Genomic DNA, 18126 nt, shown 5'->3' on the forward strand with positions numbered 1-18126 from the left:
ATTATTGAATAATCGTAATGGCTCGTGTAATTTGTTCTGTTTTGTTTTGATCTCTACTAGTAAACTTAACTACGACTGCATATGTTCCGTTTGGCACCAATTCTCCGTTGGCTGTTCCGTCCCAAGGGCAGAAGGCTTGAGCAGGCTCTAGATTTTCATGATCACAATAGAAAATCAATTCTCCCCATCGATTAAAGACAAATACCTCTGCCTCATCAATAAATTCATTGGCATAGACAACGAAATTTCGATTGGGGTCATTCAATACTACGCCTGTTGGGAAACTCACCTTGAGAGCACAATCCTCCAATACTTCAAAGGTTTCTACATATTCACAGCCTAAATTATCCGAAACACGTAATTCGTAAATTCCCGGTAGGGTTGGAGTGAAGATAGCCTCTGTGGATACTTCTTCTCCGTTCAAATTCCATGAGTAATTGTCATAATCTCCCGGGTCAATACTAGTCGTAACCCCTTCTGCCGCACAAATCGTGAAGCCAGATGGAACTATCGGTGGAATAATCGTAGATCTAACCACTATTCCGCTAGCTCTTCCGATATCACAGCCTGCAGCACTTCTTAGTAATACTTCATAAGTGCCTTCCTGACTCACTTCTACTACTGGAGCATCGTCAAATTCAGGAATTCGTGTGCGCGTTCCTCCCTGTACTCGATACCACTCGATATTTGCCACAGTGGTCAAATCAGCGAGTACTACCAAATTGGTGGTTTCTAGGTCACCACAGAAAGGAGTTACATCGAGTTCCACATCCACATCTTCTTCCAAAACAATCGCCGTAAATGCCACTTGATTGGGTGGGCATTGGGATCCCGAAATAGGCTGTACCTCTAAGAAATAATCGCCAGCACTTGGTGGAGTAAATCGCTGTTGTCTTCCTACGATAGTTCCCAAATCGTCTTTCCAAAGAAAAATCACATCGGCAGGGGAAGCATTATTTAAGATGGCTTCATAGAAAACCCCAGACTGACAATCGATGATCGGTGCACTGACCCCGAAGTCAATTGGGGAGTTGATAGTTGCCTCAATTTGGATTTCTCTAGGGCAGTCAGTCCCTGTAGGATCTTCGCCTCGAATGGTATATGTTCCAGTTTGAGTGATGGTGAAATTCCCATCTGCATCTGGAAGGGTAGTAGCTCCTGATGGCTCAAAAAGGGTGAAATTTAAATTCCCTGATGGCTCAGGTGCGAAGGTAAATTCCTCACAAGCGGTAAAATTAGTGGGCACTGAAAACTCTACCGCAAATCGCTCTGCGACAGGATACAATTGATCATCCGGAATGCTACAATTGGTGGGGTCTAGAACTTCCACCGCATACTCACCATTAGGTACAGCGACGTTGATTGTCGCTTGATCGATGGTGCCGGTAAACTCCAAGCCATCACCTTGCCTGGTGATAACGTATGTTCTGCCTGCAGGTGCTCCATTGGTAAAGTTGATGCTGATTGTGCCGTCTTCTACTCCATCAGGTCCGCAAGTTTCATCTGAGGAGGTGACAGTAAATTCATAGCCAACAGGAGGATTACTATTCTCAACAGTCACCGTAGCGATGTAAATACAGCCAAATTGATTTTCTGCTTCGATCGTATAAATCCCGGGAAGGAGATTTGGAATTGGAAATACATTTCCTGAAAGCACATTTGTAAATGTTTCTCCAGTCTCTTGAATCAAGACACTTACTGCATTGGCCTGCATGCTGATTTCAAATCCTCCATCAGCGGTGGCACAGTCAGTAGCCGGGTTGGTTTGGACTGCAGCAAAGAGCGGAAGCTCATTGACGATTAAATCAACACGCTTTTCAACAGTACAGCCATCCAGTATCGGATCCTGAGTGATGAAAATAATTTCATAATTTCCAGCGCCAGGTAGCGTACTTACGTCTAAGGCCAATTCAAAAAACTCGCCGATTAATACAGGAGTGCCATTTTGATCCCGTTCATAATACCATTCGCCAGTGACTGGGGTGTCAGGTGCAAAAGTGACCACGACATCTTCATAACAGACTTCTTGAGCATCCTGATTGATGTCAAACTCGAATGCCGGTCCTACAAATACTTCGGCTGTAGCTGGACAAGTTTCAAAAAGTGCCGCCTCTTCTGTTGACAATCCATCCGGTACTCGGAATGAGACTTCTACGGTGTAAATACTTTCCTCATCAACTGTAATACTATTTGAATTTTCATCTCCGAAAACTTGACCAGCTGCATTTGTCCAAAGGAAGTCATAAGTGCCATCTGCAGGATCATAGCCATCGATAGCCGTTAAAGTCACCGGATTGCCAGAGCAAAGTGTAGCATCGGCTTCAAGTGTCAGAGTCGGAGGAGCATCTACTTGAATCTCCAGGCTGGCATCATAATAATCCGGCGTGGCGCAACGAGTGACATTCAAATTGACAGTATAAAGTCCCGGCTCCGTAAATACTTGATCGAGTGTTTGAAATTGATCACCCGGTCCTCCAAAATTATCCAAAATCACCGTGCCATCATCTCGGGTAATGGTCCAGAAATAGGAATCAATATCTGGCTCTCCGCCTCCTTCAAGCGTAGCTGTAGCTCCCTCATCAGGATCCAAGCATAATCGGGCCGGACCTGCAAGGGCTGGCTCAGGGATAGAACTGCCTCCTAGTTGCGCAAAAGAAGGAAGTCCAAGATTGGTAGTACCAGGCATCGGTCCTACCGAACTTTGATTGAATGAACTTGTCGAATTACATCCTGCTCCAACTAATATTTGACCGATTTGATTGGAGCCTACAACAGCTAGGTAGACATTTCCATCAGGCCCAATTTGCAAGGCTCCTAAATCTAATCCGGAAGTTCCAGAAACTTGATTTCTGGTGGAAAGTACGCAAGACTCCACCTGTGGTCGAGTAGTCGCATTTCCAAAGCAAGTCGGACAAGTAGGCGCATCTGGATTATCATTTTCTACCGGTTTGATGGTGAATTCCTCCACACCCGGTCCTCCATTTCGATAGGAGACAAAGACTTTTTCCCCGCTATCTGAAAACTCCAGGCCATATACTTCTCCGTCGCATCCCAAATCAAGTAAGGCGTATTCTGTCAGCTCTCCAGTATCGGCATCAAAATCAAATATTTCTAATCGATTACAGCCACCTTCAGAAATGGTTACTGCGACTTTGTCTCCATCCGGGCTGAATTTCATAGCTCCCACACCAGAATTGAAACCATGGTTGCTCCCCACCGAACTGAAGACTGGCTGGCCAATACCTTCGGAAGAAACTGGGTATGCCCGGAATGTATTGTTGCCCAATTCATGGAAAAGTACCCAAGTAGTATCTCCATTTACAAGTGCGGCAGATTGCTCCGTAGAGGGACTGAATAGGAAATTATCTTTGGTGACTACATTGCCAACACCGGAGGGGTTTTCGGCTTTGATATCAACCAAAGAGAATTTGACTTCGTTGCTTCCATTTGCACTCGCTTGGGTAGTAAAAAGATAATAGAGTGTGGGTTCTTGTGGAACTGCTACGGCAATAACAGATTGAGAGGAAGTATTGTCTCCACCAATATCATTTCCATTTTCCATCAAATCCCCGTTCAGATCCCAAACCGATTCCCCGTCTGTGTAGAAAAGCACTTCACCACTAGAGTCCGTAATAGTGGTAGTACCAGCAGGTATGCTTCGAGGATGTGGAGATTCGATGGGCCTTGGTGTCGGTGCATTGGGGTCATCGGGGTCGGGATTAAAATTCAGACCCGCACCATCTCCAAAATACCAGATTCCATTACTTTGATCCTGAAGATCCCAGACTTTTACATCGATTTCAGCATAAGCATAGCAGCTGGAGCCTGGCTCGCGCACCAGCACCCAATAAGTGCCGGGTAGGCAGACTTCATTTTCTTGTCTTGAGGTCCAGCCTTCATCCTTAAAGTTGGACCAGAAGTATTCATAATTGTCACCCCCTCCGCCAGGAGGTGCTTCACCGCCTTGTTGGCCTTCTGTACTCTGAGCCTCAAGTAACGCACCGATATCTACACATTGGCCTTCGCAAATGGTGGTATCTGATGGAGTGAAGTTCGCCTCCAGATTATTTTCGGTGAGTGTGATGCTTTTTGTGACCGGAATGGTCTGTCCATCCGCAAAAGTCACCGTCAAAGTTACCGTGATGGATTGCTCCTGAGTAGCATCCGCTGGAATCAGAAAATGCTCCTCGGTGTACTCACCTGGCAGTGCATTGCCTGTCGAATCGGTCAATGGCGGATCAAACTCCCAATTGAAAGAAATGGGTTGGTAGTTTTCGGGAAATATTTCACTGGTTAGTTGGACAGGATTATTCGCGCAGGGTTCATCCGGTGTCCAGGTAAAATCCACCGTCGGACTGATGTCTGCGTTAGGCCCAAAAACCGGGAAAATTGTACCGCAGAAATCGGTTCCTGCGAAGGGATCTATTTCTACAGTCAATGCCGTCAAATCTGCCTCATCCGGATTTTCAATCTTTCCCATAAATTGTGGGCCTCCATCGGATTCTTCATAGAGAAAGTACAGTTCTCCATCGGGCCCAACTTTCAAATCATAAACAGAGCTTGGTTGTGGATCTAATGGAATTTCCTCTGGGCTAGCTGAAAGATCTGAAGTAGGCACTCGGAAAAGCTGACTACCTCGGGAGAAATAAATAAATTCTCCATCGGGTGAAAAAGTCGCGCCTTCGATAGGATCTGTTCCTCCGCTTTCAGATATGGGTTCAGGAGTCCCAAAATTCCCACTTCCTGTATTGAAGTTCAAAACCAAAATATCCTCTCCGGGATTTTCAGGAATCAGAATTAATTGCTCGCGACCCGCATCAAAAACAATGGCTTTTGGAGTAAAGGGTATGGCTTCCGTATCGGTTTGGGTGAAATCTCCAGCAGTATTCTCTAGCCTTCGAGCCACTAGATTTCCTCCATCGAAGCTGATCAGGAAGGATGGGGAAGCGGGCGTTTTGACAACCAAAATAGCTCCTTGAGCATTGCCGATTAATTGATTTTGTTCAATTACTGCTCCTAAAGGTCGTTCATTTCCAATTGCTGCTCCATTGTCGTTCATGTCAATTAAGCTGTAAAGCAACTGTCCGGCAGGAGAAACATAAAACAGATAAAAAAGCTTATCACCTTCAGGTTCGTAACTTAAGAACCCGGTTGCAACTTGTTGCCTCACATCAATTGGCCCATTTAACCCCACTATTCCCTGCATCACATCTCCGTTATTATTGTACACAAGAGTGCCATTAGAATAAAAAAGCGGTTGACCAGTGATGGGGTCAATGGCAAGTGCATTGCTAAAGCGATCAACAATTACCGATCCCGGTAAAGTCTGAACGCTTGGGCTTGTTCCTTTGCCGAAGGATAAATAGCTATTTTCTGAATTTGGACCACAATACCCAAAAATCCATTCATTGTCGTTGAATCCCTGCGCAGAGCTTGACTGAACAAGCCCAAGACAGGTTATCAAGGTTAAAAAAAGCGCGATATGTATGGAATGCGGTTTGCTTTTCATATTTTTCCAACTGCTATCTAAAACAAGCGACAGCAAGAAACGTTTTAGTAGCGGACTGAATATTCAAATAAACGAACAAATCCTTGTTACGGTCTTCTTTGCTACGTGTTTTTTTTGGTTTTTTAGGGCTTTTGGCTTGGACAAGTGCTTTGGCACAAGATCCACAGTATAGCCAATACTATGCCGCACCCCTTTATCTCAACCCTGCGATGGCTGGGGGTGAGCTGACAGGGCGGGTGGGTTTTAACTATCGAAACCAATGGCCAAGCATTGATGCGCAGTTTACCACTTTCTCGGCTTTCTATGACACCTATCTCCCCAATCAAAATGTGGGTGTCGGTGTTCATGTCATGCAGGATACCGAAGGAGCAGCCAAATTGCGATCGACCTCTATTTCAGGGTTAGTATCTTATGAATTGAAGCTGGGTGAGAATTCCTATTTCAGACCTGGTTTTCAGGCAACCTACATTCGAAGACAGATAGGGTTTTTTGAAAATTTGGTTTTTGCCAATGAAATCAATCCAAACGACCCTTTCGGGCCTTTGCTTCCGGGAAATGATATTCCTGGTTTGGGAGATCCGGTAAATATGCTTTCCCTAGGTGTAGGAGGATTGTTTTTTACAGAAAACTTCTGGCTTGGTCTCGCTGCGCACCACGTGAATCAGCCCAATCAATCATTTATCGACGGTGTAAGTCCGCTTCCTGCCAAATTCTCCTTGCACGGTGGATATCGAATTTCACTCGGTGAGGGAAGTATGCGTGGAGATTTTACCCACATGCGGAAGCAGCGCTATCTGACCCCAACATTCAACTACAAGCGACAAGGGCCTTTTGAGCAATTGGACGTAGGAGCATATTTTTATGTAGAGCCAATCGTATTTGGATTGTGGTATAGAGGACTGCCATACAAGCCGGTGAATAACCAAAGCAACCGCGATGCAGTTGTCATGATGGTTGGTGTGAATTTGCTGAGTGGTCTGAACATTGGTTATAGCTTTGACTACACGGTTTCCCAATTGGGAATTCAATCAGGAGGCGCGCATGAGTTAAGCGTCTCTTGGACCCTACCAAACAGTTATCAAGGCAAGCCTTCCCGACGGGATACCATCTTGCCTTGTCCCAAGTTTTAATCGAATTGCATGAGTCCGGAGTCTTTGAAATACCTCTTACTGGGGGTGCTGATTTTTGGTGTCTTGGTGGAAAAGCTGCTAAGCTATCTGAATGTGAAGCAGCCTGTTCCACAGGTGCCACCCACTTTGACCGAATATCTTGATGGTAAGAAATTAGAAGAGTCAAAAGCATATCAGCGAGAGTATTTTCGATTCGGGCTTTTTTCTGGCTTGTTTTCCTTCATCTTGACTTTTCTTTTTATCTGGAATGGCTGGTTTGGAGCCATTGATATGTGGATTGGCTCCTTCGTGCCCAATCCCTTGATCCAGTCTGTTCTGTTTTTCGCCCTAATTTTTATTGGGTCGGATGTCATCAGTCTTCCTTTTGATTATTATGGGACTTTTGTGATCGAAGAGAAGTTCGGGTTCAACAAAACTACTGTCCAAACCTTCTTCACAGATAAATTGAAAGGTTATTTGCTGAGTATTTTAGTCGGTGGAGGGCTTTTGCTGGTTTTTCTTTGGCTGATTCATCAGATGGGGCCTCACTTTTGGTGGATATTCTGGATCATCGCAGCGGTGTTTATGGTGGTAGTCAATCTTTTCTATACAGCATGGATTCTGCCGCTTTTCAATAAACTCACCCCTCTAGAAGATGGTGAGCTCAAACATCGAATTATTCACTACGCTAGGTCGGTCGGTTTTCCTTTAGACAACATCCTGGTCATGGATGGGAGCAAACGCTCTGCGAAAGCAAATGCTTTTTTCTCAGGGTTTGGAAAACGAAAGAAAGTAGTGCTCTACGATACGCTCTTGGAGCAACATCCGCCCGATGAATTAGTGGCAGTATTGGCGCATGAAGTCGGACATTATAAAAAAAAGCACATTGTTTTGGGGATGATTAGCTCGGTGCTTCAGATTGGTTTGCTTCTATTTTTGCTTTCGCAATTTATCTTCAGTGAAACTATGAGTTTTGCCTTGGGAGGAGAAGCTTGGTCCGCCCAATTGAATATTATTGGCTTTACGATGCTGTTTTCTCCGATTTCTATGATTATTGGGATGTGTATGAACTGGCTGAGCAGAAAGCATGAATTTGAAGCAGATGCTTTTGCAAAGGATACTTTTGCAGGAAAGCCGTTGGCTGAGGCGCTTAAAACCTTATCGGTCAAAACACTCAGCAATATCAATCCACACCCTTGGTATGTGTTTGTGAATTACTCACACCCGCCATTACTAGAACGATTGGAAAAACTCGAATAGGTTTTCATCTTATCCCTCACTAGATAAAATCAAGAGGTTTTGGATTTAAGTTCAAAGTTCTACTTTTTGCATAAAAAATTTAAACTATCGGTTATTTTTTACTAGCTTCGGATATGTTTCACTTTAAAATCAAAATGTTATGAGAAAAAAGATAATGTATTTATCTGGCTTTCTTGGGCTTATTTAATTTTAAACATGAGAAATATTCTATTTTTAATAATCAGTTCTTTTTTATTTTTTGCCTGTGCTAAGCAATCTGAGAAAGATGATATTGGTTTTTATACCGTAGAAGTTGACGATGAAGCAGAGACATTGAAGATGTCTTCTATTATCGATACTGTAAAAGTCATTCCCTTAGATAATCGAGAAATAGTTGGATCTGTCGATGAAATTATCTGGGCTCCAGACAGAATAATTGTTTTAGATAGTAAGCGAACCAAAAAAATATTTATTTATTCGCAAGAGGGTCAATTGATTACTTCAATTGAATCCGGCTCAGGAGAGCCGGGGAAGTTTGTTTGGCCTTATGCACCAACACTGAGTCTTGATAAAGAAAGCTTTTATGTAGTTAGTGATAGGACAAAGCGGCTATTGCACTATGATTTGGATGGGGTTTTATTGGAGGATTTTGATATCGGTCATTTAGGTCAAGTAAATGATATGATCGTCACGAAAAAGGGCTTCGCCTTTTCCACTAAACCGGATTCACAGGTAGCTTCTAATATCATTTTTACAGATTTTAAGTTGCAAATTTCCGGAGAAATAAGGGCTTCAGAATTTTATGAGCAACTGCCATTTGTGTCCGGAATAGCGACTAATTCATTTTACCAAGGGGAAGAAGTTGGACATTTTTACTACCAAGAAATAATGACTAACATGATCCTTGAAGTCAAAGATGAAAAGGTAATCAGGGTAATTGAAATCGACTTACCAGATTCCTATGAGGTGGATTATGCTAAAGTAGGCAGGTCAATTCCGGAGGTAGTCCAGTACGCAAGAGAAAATGGCCTGTTGAAACTCAACGAAAATCATATTTATTTTGGATCCAAATTTTTAATTGATTTGAGTAATTCCGGTAGAGGAGCATTGGGCTTTTTAGATCTTGAAAATTACCAAATGAAGTTTATTTCAAATCTAAAAAACGATCTTTCCATCTTAATCGATGTAAATGCAGTTTGGGGAGCCTACAATAACGAGAAAGGAAAGTTGGTTACAGTGTTGGAAGCTCCTATTATGACAAGACTTCTTCAGAGTGTGGATTATAGTCAATCCGCTTATGCTTCAATTTTTGATTCACTTTCTGTAAAGGATGATGATAATCCAACCATCTTTGTTTATGAGTTGAAAAAGGATTTTGCTTGGCATTTTGATTAAACTTTAGAGCTTTTTAAAATTTTCAGTTATTTCTAATAAAAGCCAAATACCGATCACATTGGTTTGTAATCGGTACTTTTTTATCTTTTGAGGAATAAATTCAATGTTCTATGCAAGATCTAGCCGATTTCCACCATCCGATAAGTGACCTTTTTCCTCAACCCAAATCTGCGTCGGATTGGGATCAATACCGTCTCAGTGCGGAGCAAATAGGATTTTTTCACGAAAATGGCTATTTGGCTGGGATCAAGCTTTTGGATGAAAAGCAAATCGAAACCCTAAAAAAAGCGCTCGATGAGGTCATGGATCCCAAGCATCCGCTTCATCATCTGTTTCATGAATTCCACAGCAATGAATCCGGGGATCCGAATAAGGTTCTTTTCCACTCCTTGGGGCATTGGCGAATCGCTGAGGCTTTTCACGATGTGATCTGGAACCCAGCTTTTCGCATGGTCGCTTCCCAATTATTGGGCGATAGAGCTGTTCGCTTTTGGCATGATCAGCTTTTTTGCAAACCTGCCCATCATGGTGGGAATGTCGCCTGGCATCAGGATTACAGCTACTGGACCCGGACAATCGAGATGCAGCACTTGACCTGCTGGTGTGGCTTGGATGATGCCACAGAAGAAAACGGTTGTCTCCAGTATGTACCTGGCTCGCATCGATGGGGACTTTTAGAAAAACCTGCACTGGCAGGAGAAATGGATGGCTTGATGCAAATGATGACCGAAGCCCAAAAAGCCGACTTCAAGCCAGTGGCCATTCCCCTGAAAGCTGGATATGCAGCTTTTCATCATCCACTTTTGGTGCATGGGAGTTTTGCCAATTACTCTGATAGGTCCCGGAAAGCCTTTGTATTGAATGTCTTTGCAGATGGGACGATTTCGAATACCGACGAACCCTTGCTAGAAGGAGTTCCCGTGATCCGAAAAGGAGAGAAAATGGAAGGGAAGTTTTTTCCTTTGATTTTTGATCCAAATGATCTTGAGTCTTAAAGTAGTCGAATCCCAAACTTTTCTCCCAAACTCGTCAAATCTTCCACGACAGGATCAAGAAGGGGGATTCCTTCCTTTGCACGGATTGCTTCCAATTCACGCTCAGGGTCACCGGGGATGAGTACGCGATTATTCCCAGGCGTGGTTTCAGCAGAGCGGAATCGCTTGATCCAATTATCCATGTGGGATTTGAATTCATCGGCTGGTCGGAAAGCATCCACTCGCATAGCTCCAAAGAAGTGGCCAATTCCTTCTCCTACAGGATTGGGGTCTGGCTCCAAAAATGCTACGAAAGGTGGAACCCATGGGCCATAATTTGCCCCGGAAAGCACTGCGGAGAAAATATCTACAATGGATCCCAAAGCATAGCCTTTGTGTGAGCCATGCTCCCGATCTCCACCTAATGGCAACAATGCTCCTCCATCCTTTACTCCATTGGATGAGTTGGTAGGTTTTCCTTCTTTGTCCTGAACCCATCCCATCGGTGCTGGATTGCCTTTCCGTTGCAGGATTTCCAATTTCCCATTGGCTGCGGTGGTAGTCGCCATGTCAGCCACAAATGGAGGCTCTTCCTTTGCAGGGATGGCTACTGATATCGGATTGGTTCCTAGGAGTCTTTCCTTCGAAAAAGTAGGGCTAACAAGCGGACTGGCATTGGTCAAAGAAATGCCTATCATATCATGCTCCAAAGCCATCATGGCATGGTAGCCTGCTATTCCATAGTGATTGGAATTTTTGACACTCACCCAGCCGGTTCCGGCTTTACTCGCTTTTTCGATCGCCACATTCATAGCATAGGGTGCTACCACCAGCCCAAGACCGCCATCTCCATCGACTACAGCGGTGGAGGGAGTTTCGTGTGTGATCCGAATATTGGGATTGCTGTTGATGCGTCCCTTTTCCCACAGTCGGACATAGCCAGAAAGCCGCGCCACCCCATGGCTGTCCACTCCCCGCATATCTGCAGAAAGCAGGACTTCCGCTCCTTGCTGGGCGTGAAGTTCGCTACATCCGATTTTCAGAAGAATGTTTTTGGTGAAATCAAAAAGCTGTTGGTAGGAAAAGTTTTGCATGATCTAAGCTTTGTTTCAGGCAAAGATACGAGATCATTTTGCCAGCAGAAAAAATCAATTGGTTTCTACTTCAGTTTTGAGCACGGTAGCAATTGCTCCCTCTTTAAGCGCATAGTGCGAGCAGGTGATACTTTCGACTGCGATATGCTTGAGAATAAAATCAATCAATGAGGAAGCGACCACGATCATGTCTACCCGCATGGGGATCATTCCCGGGATTTGAAGGCGTTCTTCCCGATTTTTGGTGAGAAGGAGTTGGTAGATTCGATGAAATTCACTGACCGGAAGCTCGAAGGCATGTTGACCAGTAAGCTTGCACTGAAGCATGGACTCGTAGTAGATGTCTGTCAGCGTATCAAAAGTACCCGATGCGCCCACCAAGCTCGTAGGCTGGTAGGTTTGAATAGCCTGAAGGAGTGATTGAAGCTTTTCTTCCAAGTATCCGTGCAAGTGATGAATCTCAGCTGTCAGAATAGGGTCATGATGGTGGAAAAGTTCCAAGAGACGCTGTCCTCCGATTTCGAAGCTTCCTTTCCAAAAAACCTCCTGAGAAGTACCAATGATAAATTCTACTGAACCGCCTCCGATATCCATCATGAGTTCGGTTTGCCCATTTAATGATCCCGAAAGCTTGATGCCTTCATAAATCAACAAGGCTTCTTCCTCACCGCTTATTACTTTGATATCGATCCCGATTCGGGATTTTACTTCCTGGACAAAGTCCTGTCCGTTTTTAGCATTTCGTACGGCGCTCGTAGCAAAAGCAAAAATCCGATCGATTTGCTCTCCGTCTATGAGGTTTTTGAAATGTTGGAGGGTGTGGTATGCGCGTTTGAGAGCCTCAGGAGCAATTTGATCTTGGTTGATTCCTCCCTGTCCGAGTTTTACCGGTACTTTTTCTTTGTAGATGACATTGAATCCATCTCGAATCAATTCTACCAATACCAAGTGAAATGTATTGGTGCCCATGTCTATCACCGCTGCCTTCCGGGTACGCATACTGCCAATTTTTTTGGATGGGCGAATATAGAAAGTTATTGGAAAATCAATCAGTTAAGCTTCTCTTAATTCTGTATTAATTTTTTTCGGTTGCTTTATCCGTTCTGCTCACCTTTGGTCTCATTAAGTTTTCCCTACTACCCAAAGCCTACTATATTTGGCTTTTGCAAAAACCAATCCTATGGAAAAACAGAATAAACCCATTTATACCGCTCCATCAAATCAGGAAAAAATCGAATTGCTTCAAAAAAAGAATGCTGAAGCGATGCTTGGAGGAGGTGAAGCGCGAATTGCCTCTCAACATAAAAAAGGTAAACTCACCGCGAGGGAACGCATCGAATTACTTTTGGATGAAGGGACTTTTGAGGAGATTGATCGCTTTGTCATGCACCGAGCCAAGGATTTTGGTTTGGACAAGGAGCACTATCTCGGTGATGGCGTCGTCACTGGATATGGTGAGGTCAATGGCCGATTAGTTTATGTCTTTTCCCAAGATTTTACGGTTTTTGGAGGTTCGCTTTCAGAAACTCACGCAGAGAAAATCTGTAAAATCATGGATATGGCCATGAAGAACGGAGCTCCCGTCATCGGGCTAAATGACTCCGGTGGTGCTCGGATTCAGGAAGGGGTAAATTCTCTGGGAGGCTATGCGGATATTTTTTACCGAAACACCTTGGCTTCTGGAGTAGTCCCTCAGATTTCTGCGATTATGGGACCATGCGCAGGTGGGGCAGTTTATTCACCGGCAATCACGGATTTTATTCTCATGGTCGAGAATACCTCATACATGTTTGTCACAGGACCAAATGTCGTGAAGACTGTCACTCAGGAGACTGTTACGGCAGAGGAACTCGGAGGAGCATCTGCCCATAGTACCAAGTCCGGTGTGACTCACTTTTCTTGTAAAAATGAATTGGAATGTATCCGCCATATCAAGTCTTTGCTGAGCTACATTCCTCAAAACTGCGAAGAAATCGCTCCAGTCTATCCTTATGAGCAAAAGGCAGACGAAACTCGAAAGGAGCTTAACGATATTGTGCCTGAAAACCCGAATCATCCTTATGATATTCGAGATGTGGTTAGTGGCATTGTAGACTCGGATTCTTTCTTGGAGGTTCATGAAAACTATGCAGACAATATCGTAGTCGGATTTGCGCGAATCGCCGGTCGAAGCATTGGAATTGTTGGGAATCAACCTCAATCCATGGCAGGCGTTTTGGACAATCAGGCATCGATCAAAGCGGCACGTTTTGTAAGGTTCTGCGATAGCTTCAATGTACCGCTTCTTGTTTTGGTGGATGTGCCGGGCTTTTTACCGGGTACGGATCAAGAGTGGAATGGGATCATTACCAATGGGGCTAAGCTATTGTATGCCTTTTCGGAGGCGACTGTTCCGAGAATCACTGTCATTACGAGAAAGGCTTACGGTGGTGCTTATGATGTGATGAACTCTAAGCATATCGGTGCTGACTTGAATTTTGCCTGGCCGACAGCTGAGATCGCGGTAATGGGAGCAAAAGGCGCTTCAGAGATTATTTTCAGAAAGGAAATCGCTGAATCTGCTGATCCGGAAGCTAAGCTTCAGGAGAAAGTAGACGAATACACTGCGAAGTTTGCCAATCCGTATCGCGCCGCCCACAGAGGCTTTATTGATGAGGTTATCATGCCATCTGAAACCCGAATCAAACTAATTAAGGCATTTAAAATGCTGGAAAATAAGGTAGACAAGCTGCCAAGAAAAAAACACGGAAATATTCCGCTTTAAATAATTGACAAAAAAATATGAGTCCAGAACAAAGCTTTCTTTATAAATACCTCAATAATGCATCTCCAACAGGATTTGAAGCATCTGGCCAGCAAATTTGGCTAGATTATATCAAACCCTATGTGGATTCCTACTTTACGGATAATTACGGTACGGCCGTCGGTGTGATCAATGAGGATGCGCCGTACAAATTTGTCATTGAAGCGCATGCAGACGAGATCAGTTGGTTTGTCAACTATATCAAAGACGATGGCTACATCTATGTGCGTCGAAATGGTGGTTCTGATCACATGATCGCACCGTCTATGCGTGTGAATATTCATACGGACAAAGGAATGATTCCGGGAGTTTTCGGTTGGCCAGCCATCCATGTTCGGAAGGATGGGAAAGAGGATGCGCCTACCTTGGATAACATTTTCATCGATGTGGGAGCCAGTAGCAAAGAGGAAGTGGAAAAAATGGGAATCAATGTAGGATGTGTGATTACTTTCCGGGATGAATTAATTGAGCTGAATGAAAAGTATTATTCCGGCAGAGCATTGGACAACCGAATAGGAGGCTATATGATTGCTCAGGTAGCTCGGAAAATAAAAGAGTCAGGGAAAAAGCTGCCATTTGGATTGTATGTGGTCAATGCTGTCCAGGAAGAAATCGGACTTCGTGGCGCGCAAATGATTGCACATAAAATCAAACCCAATGCAGCCATTATCACAGATGTCTGTCATGATACTACTTCGCCTATGTATAATAAGGTGACCAGTGGAGACCAGGTGGCAGGTAAAGGTCCTGTTTTAACCTATGGAGCTTCTGTCCACAAAAAGCTTTTGGACCTCATTATTCAAACTGCTAAAGAAAAAGAGATTCCTTTTCAGCGTTCTGCAGCTTCACGAGTCACTGGAACGGATACCGATGCATTTGCCTATTCCAACGAGGGGGTGCCGTCGGCTTTGATTTCCCTCCCGCTTAAATACATGCATACGACGGTTGAGACCGCAAGCAAGGAGGATATCGAGCAAGTCATCCAATTGATGTATGAGTTTCTTTTGGACTTTGATCCAAAATTTGACTTCCGATACATTAGTTGATTGGAGAGTTGAAAGTCTTTTCCCCAGAACCTCAAACATAAAAGTGAAAAAATGATGTACAAGGATCAAATGGGAAGGGAAGTTTCAATTCCAAAAACTCCCAAGCGAATTGTGTCCTTAGTCCCCTCTCAAACCGAACTCTTGGTGGATTTGGGGCTAAGGGATCAATTGGTCGGTGTGACCAAATTCTGTGTACATCCAGCTAGCCTACGAAAAGAGAAAACCATTGTAGGAGGGACAAAGAACTACCGATTTGATGTAATCGATGAATTGAACCCTGATTTGATCATTGGTAATAAGGAGGAAAATGATCAAGAGGGGATTGAGAAGCTTTCTGAAAATTATCCTGTTTGGATGAGTGATGTAGGTGACTTAAGTCAAGCACTAGCGATGATTGCGGCTATTGGAGCGATTACCAGGAAAGTGAATCAAGCCAAAGTATTGGTGGAAAAACTAGAAAAATCCTTCGCAGAGGAATTGCCAAAGCTTGGAACGGTGGTTTATTTGATATGGAACAGTCCCATCATGGCAGTGGGAAAAAGCACTTTTATTCATGAGATGCTGGGGCAAGCTGGATTTATCAATGCCATTGATCAGGATCGGTACCCGGAAATCAGCATGGAAGAATTGAAAAGACTCAATCCTGACTTTTTGTTTTTAAGTTCGGAGCCTTTTCCCTTCAAATCAAAGCATGTGCAAGAATTCGAAAAAGAATTACTAAAAGCCAAAGTGAGGATTGTAGACGGAGAGATGTTTTCCTGGTATGGATCGAGATTGCTGAAAAGTCAATCTTATTTTGACTCGCTTCGAGAAAGTTAATCTGAAATGCCACTTATAAAATATTAAATTTCATGGCGAGACTTTTTTAAAAAATTCAATTAACTTTTCCCGTTCAAATTCTAGAGTAGAAACAAAAAAGATAATTAATCATACTATGAAGAAAAGTTATTTGCTAGGAGCACTTTTTCTTGTTGGGGCTTGGTCATGTGCACCAAGTTCGGAGAAAGAAGAAGAAGTAGTGACCGAGGAAGAAGTTGTTATTCCTGACAATAGTTTAACAGACGAGGAGCGTGCCGATGGATGGATGCTCTTATTTGATGGGGAGTCCATGGAGGGCTGGAGAGCTTTCAATGGCGACACTACTCCATCTAATTGGATTATCGAGGACGGGGCTATGAAAGGACTTGGAGCTACGGGCGGAAGTGACATTGGAGGCGATATTGTTTTTGGTCCCATGGAGTTTGAGGAGTTTGAGATGGAGTTTACATGGAAAATTTCTCCCGGAGGAAATAGCGGGGTGTTTTATCACGTAGTAGAGGGACCGGATTATAAAGCTCCATATTACACTGGACCGGAATATCAGGTAATTGATCAGATTGGTTTTGCCCAGCCCCTTGAGAAGTGGCAGTCATTGGCAGCTGATTATGCCATGTATGAGCCTGATTTGGAAGGAGAAGGGGTAGTCAAGCCAGCTGGAGAATGGAATGTTTCCCGCATCGTCTTCACAGAAGAGGGAGCTTCCTATTGGTTGAATGGCAAGAAAACGGTGGAGTTTGTTCCATATTCTGAGGATTGGACTGCCAAGAGGAATTCCGGTAAGTGGAATGACTTTCCGGATTATAAAATTGCCAAGAAGGGATTGATTGCGCTACAAGATCACGGAGATCCTGTTTGGTTTAAGAATATTAAAATTAGAACACGATGAAGAAGTTATTAATCACTACTATCCTTCTGGCAGCGATTCAATTCGCAAGTTTTGCACAGAAGAAGCAAAAACTATTCAATGGAAAGAATCTAGATGGATGGGTTATTTATGGTACAGAAAAGTGGTATGTCGAAGATGGGCTCTTAGTTTCGGAGAGTGGTCCTGATAAAGGGTATGGCTATTTAGGTACCGAGGAAGATTTTGATGATTTTGAAATCACATTAGAATTTAAGCAGGAAGCCAATGGAAATAGTGGGGTTTTTATCCGATCTACGGTAGATGGAACCAAGGTTTCAGGCTGGCAGGTAGAGGTTGCACCTCCTGGAAGTAATACGGGTGGGATTTATGAATCTTATGGAAGAGGCTGGTTAATTCAGCCAGAACCGGAAAAAGATGAGGCTTTAAAATTTGGCGAATGGAATAAAATGCGAATTGTCGTCAAAGGAGATAATGTTACCTCTTATTTGAATGGTGTAGAGATGGTGAATTTCTCAGATCCCAAAATAGGCGAAGGAAAAGGAGGTGTTTTACTCCAAATCCATGATGGTGGAGGTATAAAGGTCTATTGGCGAAATATTGTTTTGAAGAAGTTATAATTATAAAAGCTATTCAAAATTTCCCCTCTTAAAACTAGCTTTTGAGAGGGGAAAATTTTTTCAAGAGTTTCTGATTCAAAATCAACCACTTACTTGACAAAGTAAAAAAAGGTTGCGGTTGTGATTTGTTAAGAAATAAAATCCTGCGATATTTGTCCTCCCGAAAGCGCAGAAGGCGCCGGGGGAATTGAAAAGCGGGGAGAGGACATCGGGGATACTGGAAAAAAGATTTTCAAATTATTTTTCACCAGATATTGCCAGGAAAATAAAAGTTCTTACCTTTGCAGTCCTGTTCGGCGAAAGCGGGGCAGAAGCTCGGCAGAAGCGCCGGAAAGAAAAACACCAAAACAAGCCAAAACGGGACGGGAAGCGTCTTTTTTGAGCGGATCGGCGGGAGGCCGCAGATCTGGACAAGCCGTCCTGCAAGCAGGCCGGAGAAGTTCTTTGAAATGTTGTACAGCAAGAAAAAGCCAAAACAAGAAAGACAGGGCGGCCCGCAAGGGTCGTACATTAGGTTACTATACAATGGAGAGTTTGATCCTGGCTCAGGATGAACGCTAGCGGCAGGCCTAATACATGCAAGTCGAGCGGTAGAGATACTTTCGGGTATTTTGAGAGCGGCGCACGGGTGCGTAACACGTATGCAACCTACCTTA

General features: G+C 43.7%; 12 protein-coding genes and 1 rRNA gene. 10 read left to right on the plus strand and 3 right to left on the minus strand.

The window, feature by feature from the left end; genetic code table 11:
• Window position 1 precedes the first annotated feature (1 nt).
• Window positions 2-5509 (minus strand): T9SS type B sorting domain-containing protein, encoded by a 5508-nt coding sequence (locus CDH51_RS15365; protein WP_100629341.1) that lies wholly within the window; start codon window positions 5507-5509, stop codon window positions 2-4.
• A gap of 83 nt (window positions 5510-5592) precedes the next feature.
• Here CDH51_RS15365 and CDH51_RS15370 point away from each other — a divergent pair, with 83 nt between their 5' ends.
• From CDH51_RS15370 to CDH51_RS15385, 4 genes are all read left to right on the plus strand, one after another.
• Complete coding sequence (locus CDH51_RS15370) at window positions 5593-6639, plus strand: PorP/SprF family type IX secretion system membrane protein (RefSeq protein WP_026946969.1); 1047 nt, start codon at window positions 5593-5595, stop codon at window positions 6637-6639.
• Between the two features lie 9 nt (window positions 6640-6648).
• On the plus strand, window positions 6649-7878 hold the full coding sequence (locus CDH51_RS15375) for a M48 family metallopeptidase (protein ID WP_100629342.1): 1230 nt from the start codon (window positions 6649-6651) through the stop codon (window positions 7876-7878).
• Between the two features lie 195 nt (window positions 7879-8073).
• Window positions 8074-9252: a 6-bladed beta-propeller gene (locus CDH51_RS15380; protein ID WP_100629343.1), complete on the plus strand. Its 1179-nt coding sequence runs from the start codon at window positions 8074-8076 to the stop codon at window positions 9250-9252.
• A 110-nt stretch (window positions 9253-9362) separates the two neighbouring features.
• Window positions 9363-10247: a phytanoyl-CoA dioxygenase family protein gene (locus CDH51_RS15385; protein WP_100629344.1), complete on the plus strand. Its 885-nt coding sequence runs from the start codon at window positions 9363-9365 to the stop codon at window positions 10245-10247.
• Here the strand turns inward: CDH51_RS15385 and CDH51_RS15390 are convergent.
• Both CDH51_RS15390 and CDH51_RS15395 read right to left on the minus strand, forming a co-directional pair.
• The gene (locus CDH51_RS15390; protein WP_100629345.1) at window positions 10244-11320 is read right to left on the minus strand and encodes an Ldh family oxidoreductase; all 1077 of its coding nucleotides are present in this window, start codon (window positions 11318-11320) and stop codon (window positions 10244-10246) included. The genes CDH51_RS15385 and CDH51_RS15390 overlap by 4 nt on opposite strands.
• Window positions 11321-11374: 54 nt before the next feature.
• On the minus strand, window positions 11375-12319 hold the full coding sequence (locus CDH51_RS15395) for a Ppx/GppA phosphatase family protein (protein ID WP_100629346.1): 945 nt from the start codon (window positions 12317-12319) through the stop codon (window positions 11375-11377).
• A 181-nt stretch (window positions 12320-12500) separates the two neighbouring features.
• Here CDH51_RS15395 and CDH51_RS15400 point away from each other — a divergent pair, with 181 nt between their 5' ends.
• From CDH51_RS15400 to CDH51_RS15430, 6 genes are all read left to right on the plus strand, one after another.
• Window positions 12501-14084: an acyl-CoA carboxylase subunit beta gene (locus CDH51_RS15400; RefSeq protein ID WP_024283416.1), complete on the plus strand. Its 1584-nt coding sequence runs from the start codon at window positions 12501-12503 to the stop codon at window positions 14082-14084.
• 17 nt (window positions 14085-14101) lie between these two features.
• Window positions 14102-15169, plus strand: coding sequence for a M42 family metallopeptidase (locus CDH51_RS15405; protein WP_100629347.1), 1068 nt, complete (start codon window positions 14102-14104; stop codon window positions 15167-15169).
• Window positions 15170-15220: 51 nt separating this feature from the next.
• Window positions 15221-15988, plus strand: coding sequence for an ABC transporter substrate-binding protein (locus CDH51_RS15410; protein WP_100629348.1), 768 nt, complete (start codon window positions 15221-15223; stop codon window positions 15986-15988).
• Between the two features lie 115 nt (window positions 15989-16103).
• Window positions 16104-16874, plus strand: a complete 771-nt coding sequence (locus tag CDH51_RS15415; protein ID WP_100629349.1) for a 3-keto-disaccharide hydrolase — start codon at window positions 16104-16106, stop codon at window positions 16872-16874.
• Window positions 16871-17470 (plus strand): 3-keto-disaccharide hydrolase, encoded by a 600-nt coding sequence (locus CDH51_RS15420; protein WP_024283412.1) that lies wholly within the window; start codon window positions 16871-16873, stop codon window positions 17468-17470. The genes CDH51_RS15415 and CDH51_RS15420 overlap by 4 nt, the downstream gene beginning before the upstream one ends.
• Before the next feature lie 522 nt (window positions 17471-17992).
• Window positions 17993-18126 (plus strand): 16S ribosomal RNA (locus CDH51_RS15430); the annotation flags it as partial.

The sequence above is a fragment of the Algoriphagus formosus genome, from assembly GCF_002807035.1.
GTDB classification, from domain to species: Bacteria; Bacteroidota; Bacteroidia; order Cytophagales; family Cyclobacteriaceae; genus Algoriphagus; species Algoriphagus formosus.